The organism is Pseudomonas kitaguniensis (genome assembly GCF_009296165.1).
Classification (GTDB): Bacteria; Pseudomonadota; Gammaproteobacteria; order Pseudomonadales; family Pseudomonadaceae; genus Aquipseudomonas; species Aquipseudomonas kitaguniensis.
In genome coordinates this window covers 1-6,582 of the sequence record NZ_VUAZ01000192.1, presented here as the reverse complement: position 1 = coordinate 6,582, position 6,582 = coordinate 1, and the positions used below count along the sequence as shown (strand labels likewise).

Genomic DNA, 6,582 nt, shown 5'->3' with positions numbered 1-6,582 from the left:
CCGAGGTGTCTGCATCGCGAGCAAGCCCGCTGCCACATTTGACTGCATTCGGCCTGGGTGATCGGGTCGGCTTTCAGGCGCCTGTTTTTGATGTTGATCTTGGAAGCGCCCCGTTAAACCACGATGCCTCACTCGACGCGCGTTTCGCCGGTGAATACCAAGGTCTGTCGGCACCGCCGACACAGATACCGCCGGCCCTGAGCCACCAAGCCATGGCGCTGGGCCGAAAACGGGAAGTCGCTGTCGGCGCACGGGCATCGGTAAATGTAACGGGTCACCTGGCGGCGTTTCACCTCATAGGTGTGGCAGCGGTCCGGCGGCAGTTCGTAAACGCCGCGCATGATCAACTGCCATTCCTCGCCATGCGGCTGGATGCGCTCGCCAAACAACTGGTGGGCAATCAGGTGCGCGACTTCGTGGGCCACGGTCTGTTTTAGAAAGTGTTGGCTGTTTTCACGGTAAAGCTGTGGGTTGAAACGCAGCAGGTTCTCGTGCAAATGCGCGACACCGGCCTTCTGGCCCCGCAGCTTGAGGCTGACCTGGGGGCGTTTGAAGCTTCGTTTGAAAAAGGATTCGGCTTGCTGGAAACAATCTTCGACGCGGGTATTGAGTGGCTCGGACATGCTGTACCTATCTCCAGAGACGCCCAGTATGCCGCAAAAGCGGATGTTTCCGAATCTGTCAGGCGCCGAATGGTCATGCCTAACGCCCAAAGCCACCTTGCGGCGGCGTTGGCGGAGGTTTTAAACCGGCAAGGCCTACGTTCAGCCCCCGCACGATACTACGCAGTACACCAAATGATGGCCGGAGGACCTGTAGGGCATTAGAGCCAATAACCCTGTAAACATTGACTTTAATCGCGGTGCGGTCTGTTGGCGGCTACTCGATCGCATATTGGAACTTGCTCGCTCATACCGCTAAAATACTCGGCTTTTCGTCACACACCTCCAGCGGATTCCAGCGCCATGGGCACTCTTACGGTCAACCAGAACAAACTGCAAAAACGCCTGCGTCGCCTGGCCGGAGAAGCGGTCGCCGACTTCAACATGATCGAGGACGGCGACAAGGTCATGGTGTGCCTCTCCGGCGGCAAAGACAGCTACACCCTGCTTGACGTGCTGCTGCACCTGCAAAAGGTCGCGCCGATCACGTTCGGGATCGTTGCTGTCAACATGGACCAGAAACAACCAGGCTTTCCTGAAGACGTGCTGCCGGCCTACCTCAAAGGTTTGGGGGTCGAGTACCACATCGTCGAAAAAGACACCTATTCGGTGGTCAAGGAGCTGATCCCGGAAGGCAAAACCACCTGCTCACTGTGCTCGCGCCTGCGCCGTGGCACGCTCTACACGTTTGCCGATGAGATCGGCGCGACCAAGATGGCCTTGGGGCACCACCGCGATGACATCGTGGAGACGTTCTTCCTGAATATGTTTTTCAACGGCTCGCTCAAGGCGATGCCGCCCAAACTGCGCGCCGATGATGGGCGCAACGTGGTGATTCGCCCGCTGGCCTATTGCAACGAGAAAGACATCCAGGCGTATTCGGATCTCAAGCAATTCCCGATCATCCCGTGCAACCTGTGTGGCTCGCAGGAAAACCTGCAGCGCCAAGTGGTCAAGGAGATGCTGCTGGACTGGGAGCGCAAGACCCCGGGCCGCACCGAAAGCATCTTCCGCAGCCTGCAGAATGTGCAGCCGTCGCAATTGGCCGACCGCAACCTGTTCGACTTCACCAGCCTGCGCATCGATGAGACGGCCGCTTCGCGCTTCGTCAATGTAATGAACCTCTGAGCCTTTTCAACGCTCTGACACACGGCGCTTGCGGGCGCCGTTTTCAATTCAATTGCCAGGAGAGGGCATGCGCGATTACAAGTGGCTGCACGAATATTGTCTGAACCGCTTCGGTTCAGCGGCTAAGTTGGAAGCCCATCTGCCAGTGCCCAAAACCCCGGCGCAATTGCGCAAGATCAGCGATGACCGCTACCTGTCGACCCTGGCGCTGCGGGTATTCCGCGCCGGGCTCAAGCACAGCGTGGTGGATGGCAAGTGGCCGGCGTTTGAGCAAGTGTTCTTCGGCTTCGACCCGGAAAAAGTCGTGCTGATGGGCGCAGAACACCTGGAGCGCTTGATGCAGGACGCTCGCATCATTCGCCATCTGGGCAAGCTCAAGAGCGTGCCGCGCAATGCGCAGATGATCCTCGACATCGAACAGGAAAAAGGCAGCTTCGGCGCGTTTATCGCGGATTGGCCGGTGACCGACATCGTCGGCTTGTGGAAGTACCTGAGCAAACACGGCCACCAACTGGGCGGGTTGTCGGCACCGCGCTTTTTACGCATGGTCGGCAAGGATACGTTTGTGCCGAGCGATGACGTAATCGCGGCACTGAACGCGCAGAAGATCGTCGACAAGGCGCCGACCAGCCTGCGCGACCTGGCGACGGTGCAGGGCGCGTTCAACCAATGGCACGCTGAGAGCGGCCGGCCAATGTGTCAGTTATCGATGATGTTGGCTTATACCGTTAACCACTGATTAACACCGACCGTGGCGAGCAAGCCCGCTCGCCACAATAAGCGTGCTGTCAGTAAACACAGCTCATTGCGCCAATCGATTCAGCTGATGCCGCCAGCGCACATACAGCAGCGCAGCACAAAACAGCGCCAGGCTCGCGAGCATCTCCAGCACGCCGAACCACTGGCGGTTCGGGTCATACGCTGCCAGCGCGCCTTTGATGAAATACAGGTTCACCACAAAGCACAGCCACGAGTGCCCGCGCGCACTGCCCTGCAATACCCCCGGCGCCAACACCAGCAGCGGCACCAGTTCGATCAGCAGGATCACCCACGGGCGGGCACCGTGCAGGTCGGCGACGAACAGGTAATACCCGCACAGCAAGCCCACCAAGGCAAAAAACGCCAGCAGGCTTAACACGCGTGCGGCCTTTACCCGTGGCGCCAGCCACGCTCGCGGCGGCAGGGCTTTAGGCTTGCTGGCCACTGCCGTTCCTCAACAGCGTGGCGGTTTTGGCCAAACGCAGGCCCAGCGCCCGGCACAACGCGATTTCGTGTGGGTCGAGTGCGCGTTTGCCGTCTGCCCCGGAGTGATGGCTGGCGCCATACGGCGTGCCACCGCCCTGAGTATCCAGCAGCGCCTGTTCGCTGTACGGCAGGCCAGTGATCAGCATGCCGTGGTGCAGCAACGGCAGCAGCATCGACATCAGCGTGGTTTCCTGGCCGCCGTGCAGGCTGGCGGTGGAGGTGAACACACCGGCCGGCTTGCCGACCAGCGCGCCGGTAAGCCACAGGTTACTGGTGCCGTCGAGGAAGTACTTGAGCGGCGCGGCCATGTTGCCAAAACGCGTGGGGCTACCGAGGGCAAGGCCCGCGCAGTTTTTCAGATCATCCAGGCTGGCATACAGCGCGCCTTCCTCCGGGATGCTCGGCGCCACGGCTTCGCACTCGGTGGAAATCGCCGGTACGCTGCGCAGCCGTGCTTCCAGCCCGCCTTGCTCGATACCGCGTGCAATCTGCCGGGCCATTTCGCTCACCGAGCCATTGCGGCTGTAATACAACACCAGCACATACGGGGTCGTCACGGCAGAATCTCCAGCAGGTTCTCTGGCGGGCGGCCAATGACGGCCTTGTCAGCGGTTTCCAGGATCGGGCGTTCCATCAGCTTGGGGTGCGCGGCGATAGCGGCGATCAATTGCGCTTCGCTGAGGCTTGCGTCAGCCAGGTTAAGGGTTTTGTATTCGTCTTCGCCGGTGCGCAGCAGTTGGCGTGCGCTGATCCCCAGCTTGCCGAGCAGGGCCTTTAATTGCGTGGCATCCAGCGGGGTTTCGAGGTAGCGCACCACACTCGGGTTGAGGCCGCGCGCTTCCAGCAGTTCGAGCGCACCGCGTGATTTCGAGCAGCGCGGATTGTGATAAAGCGTCAGATCGGTCATGTGCGGGTCGCATCTTGCGTAAGGTGGCGGGTATTCTACCCGCGCAGCCACCTGTCCTTAAACCACAAGCGGCGACAGGTCGCAGCCAACGTTCATTTTTTTGCGAAGGATTACCCCATGACAAGGCGACTGATCGGTGCATTGGCGATCATTACAACCCTGCTGCTCAGCGGCTGCGGTAACGACTACGGCGTTGACCAATATGGCAAAAAAGTCGCCGCCGAACGCTTGGACAAGCAGTGGGTAGTGGTCAACTACTGGGCCGAATGGTGTGGCCCGTGCCGCACCGAAATCCCGCAGCTGAATGCGTTGGCCGAGCAGCTGAAAGCGCAGAATGTAGGGGTGTTCGGGGTCAATTTCGACAACGTGCAGGGCGAGGAACTGAAGGCTGCCAGCGAGAAGCTGGGCATCAAGTTCACCGTGTTGGCACAGAACCCTGAAGAGATTTTCGATATTCCGCGCAGCGAGGCGTTGCCGGTGACCTACATCATTGATGACAAGGGCAAGGTACGCGATCAGTTGATGGGCGAGCAGACGGCGGAAGGTGTGCTGGCCAAACTCAAAGCCTTGCGCGGTTAAAACTGTGGGAGCGGGCGTGCTCGCGATGCAGTCACCTCGGACCATCAGGCATACCGAGTTGAGGCCATCGCGAGCAAGCCCGCTCCCACAGTTGGCCGCTATCAGCCTTCTTCCAGCCACAGGCGCAGAGGTTTGCCCTCGGCTGGCCAGAAACGCGTCTGCTCGATCGGCGAGATGTCCCAGCGCTCCACGCCTTGCAGGGCCTGGAAGAAGCGCTGTTCCTGCTCCATCAAGGCCTCGGCGCAGCGTTTGCGGGTGCTGCCGATTTTGCCGAAACTGAGCGTTTGACCGGCCACGGTGTAGGGCGCAAACCAGTGGTTGCAGCCGCCGTTACCGTAGGCGCGACCATCAGCGCCGAGGGTGACGGTCAGGTGCGCGTAATCCATCAGGGGCCGTTCACCGATCCATTCCACCACGTAGCTGTGGTCCTGCTTGAGCTTCACTGCATCACCGGCGCAACCGGCCAGGGCTGCACCGATCACAGCGAGCAGCAGCGGGCCTCTCACAACGCGGCCTGCTGGCATTTCGGGCAGCGGTGCTGGTCGCCCTCGGTCGCCCAGCCCAAGGCTTTGATGCGCGCATTGGCGGCCGGTTGCAGTGGCTCTTTGGTCAGCTTGGTTTCTACCGCGAATTCAAATTCGAGCACGCTGTCGCAACTGTCGCAGTTGACCTTCCAGGTGTGAATCTCGAGTTCGCCAAACTTCGGCCCCTGGGCCATGGCGACCCATTGGCCCGCCGGGCGGATGGAGTAACGCGCATCACCTTCGACGGTCAGGCGCATCGACAGGGTTTTACTGCCGCGCAGGGTGACGATCATTACGTCGCCATGCTTGATCGAGCCACCGTTGCCAGTGACCTGGTAGCGGCCCGGCACCAGGGCGCGGCATTCGATCAGGGTGTGTTGCGGGCTCAGCAAGCTGAAGCGGAAATCGTGTTCGGCCATGGATCCTCCAAATAGGCGCGGCATCCTATCACGGGTGCCGACCTATCATGGGCCTGGTATGTGACCGCTGATCAACCTTCGACGAGGTTCTGCGGCTGGCCCGCGGCCCACGCGGCAATGTTGGCCAACGTGGTGCCGGCAATCGCCGCAAGGGCCTCACGGGTGAGGAACGCCTGGTGCGCGGTAATGATCACGTTGGGGAATGTCAGCAGGCGCGCGAGTACGTCGTCTTGCAGGGGCAGGTCCGAGCGGTCCTCGAAAAACAGTTGGGCTTCTTCTTCGTACACATCCAAGCCCAAATAGCCGAGTTGGCCGTCCTTGAGCGCGTCGATCAGCGCGGGCGTGTGCACCAAGCCGCCGCGACCGGTGTTGATCAGCATCGCGCCGGGTTGCATCCGCGCCAGGGAGTTGGCGTTGATCAAGTGGTGGCTGTCGGCGGTCAGCGGGCAGTGCAGGCTGATGATCTGCGCCTGCGCGAGTAGCTCGGCAAGGCTCACGTAGCGGGCGCCGAGGGCCTCAACCTGCGGGTTGGGGAAGGGGTCGAAGGCGAGTAATGGGCAGCCGAACCCGGCCATGATTTTGGCAAAGGTCGCGCCGATTTGCCCTGTGCCGACCACGCCGACGGTTTTGCCGACCATGTCGAAACCGGTCAGCCCGTGCAGGCTGAAATCGCCATCGCGGGTGCGGTTGTAGGCACGGTGCAGGCGGCGGTTGAGGGCGAGGATCAGCGCCACGGCGTGCTCGGCCACCGCGTGCGGCGAGTAGGCCGGTACGCGTGCGACGGCCAGCCCCAGGCGCTTGGCGGCGGGCAAGTCCACATGGTTGTAACCGGCCGAGCGCAAGGCAATCAGGCGCGTGCCGCCTTTGGCCAGTTGTTCCAGCACCGGCGCGCTGAGGTCATCGTTGATGAACGCGCACACCACTGCATGGTGTTCGGCCAGAGCGACGGTGTCGAGGTTCAGCCGGGCCGGCTGAAAGTGCAGTTCAACGCCTGCCGGCAGCGGCTCGCCGAGAAAGCTGTCACGGTCATAGGCCTGGCTGCTGAAAAGAATCACGCGCATAAAAATAGCTCCCTGCAGTCCCGATCTCGCAAGCCCAACGCGGTCAACTGTGGGAGC

Annotated in this window: 10 protein-coding genes; 3 read left to right on the top strand and 7 right to left on the bottom strand. The window is 61.2% G+C overall.

Annotated elements, in window-relative coordinates:
* Window positions 1–128: 128 nt before the first annotated feature.
* Entirely contained in the window at window positions 129–623 is a 495-nt protein-coding gene (locus tag F0169_RS25810) for a SprT family zinc-dependent metalloprotease (protein ID WP_122250081.1), read from the bottom strand.
* A 342-nt stretch (window positions 624–965) separates the two neighbouring features.
* On the opposite strand from F0169_RS25810, the gene ttcA reads away from it, so the two are divergent.
* Together ttcA and F0169_RS25800 are read left to right on the top strand one after the other, a co-directional pair.
* Window positions 966–1,790: a tRNA 2-thiocytidine(32) synthetase TtcA gene (gene ttcA / locus F0169_RS25805; RefSeq protein ID WP_058415477.1), complete on the top strand. Its 825-nt coding sequence runs from the start codon at window positions 966–968 to the stop codon at window positions 1,788–1,790.
* Between the two features lie 67 nt (window positions 1,791–1,857).
* Entirely contained in the window at window positions 1,858–2,529 is a 672-nt protein-coding gene (locus tag F0169_RS25800; RefSeq protein WP_152747995.1) for a DNA-3-methyladenine glycosylase I, read from the top strand.
* Between the two features lie 63 nt (window positions 2,530–2,592).
* Here the strand turns inward: F0169_RS25800 and F0169_RS25795 are convergent, their stop codons facing one another.
* Genes F0169_RS25795 through arsC form a run of 3 tightly spaced genes read right to left on the bottom strand, consistent with a single transcriptional unit; the run spans window position 2,593 to window position 3,942 of the window.
* Window positions 2,593–2,994 (bottom strand): DUF2069 domain-containing protein, encoded by a 402-nt coding sequence (locus tag F0169_RS25795; RefSeq protein ID WP_172979559.1) that lies wholly within the window; start codon window positions 2,992–2,994, stop codon window positions 2,593–2,595.
* Window positions 2,978–3,592, bottom strand: coding sequence for an NAD(P)H:quinone oxidoreductase (wrbA, locus tag F0169_RS25790; RefSeq protein WP_172979558.1), 615 nt, complete (start codon window positions 3,590–3,592; stop codon window positions 2,978–2,980). The genes F0169_RS25795 and wrbA overlap by 17 nt, the downstream gene beginning before the upstream one ends.
* On the bottom strand, window positions 3,589–3,942 hold the full coding sequence (gene arsC / locus F0169_RS25785) for an arsenate reductase (glutaredoxin) (protein WP_152747994.1): 354 nt from the start codon (window positions 3,940–3,942) through the stop codon (window positions 3,589–3,591). Before arsC ends, wrbA begins: the two co-directional genes overlap by 4 nt.
* Window positions 3,943–4,059: 117 nt before the next feature.
* Between arsC and F0169_RS25780 the strand changes: the two genes are divergently transcribed.
* A complete protein-coding gene (locus F0169_RS25780) occupies window positions 4,060–4,521 on the top strand; it encodes a TlpA family protein disulfide reductase (RefSeq protein WP_152747993.1) in 462 nt (153 codons plus the stop codon).
* A gap of 101 nt (window positions 4,522–4,622) precedes the next feature.
* Here the strand turns inward: F0169_RS25780 and F0169_RS25775 are convergent, their stop codons facing one another.
* The 3 genes from F0169_RS25775 to F0169_RS25765 form a co-directional block, all read right to left on the bottom strand.
* Complete coding sequence (locus F0169_RS25775; RefSeq protein ID WP_058415471.1) at window positions 4,623–5,027, bottom strand: META domain-containing protein; 405 nt, start codon at window positions 5,025–5,027, stop codon at window positions 4,623–4,625.
* The gene (locus F0169_RS25770; RefSeq protein ID WP_122250076.1) at window positions 5,024–5,464 is read right to left on the bottom strand and encodes a hypothetical protein; all 441 of its coding nucleotides are present in this window, start codon (window positions 5,462–5,464) and stop codon (window positions 5,024–5,026) included. Before F0169_RS25770 ends, F0169_RS25775 begins: the two co-directional genes overlap by 4 nt.
* A gap of 71 nt (window positions 5,465–5,535) precedes the next feature.
* Window positions 5,536–6,525, bottom strand: a complete 990-nt coding sequence (locus F0169_RS25765; protein ID WP_122250075.1) for a 2-hydroxyacid dehydrogenase — start codon at window positions 6,523–6,525, stop codon at window positions 5,536–5,538.
* Window positions 6,526–6,582 lie beyond the last annotated feature (57 nt).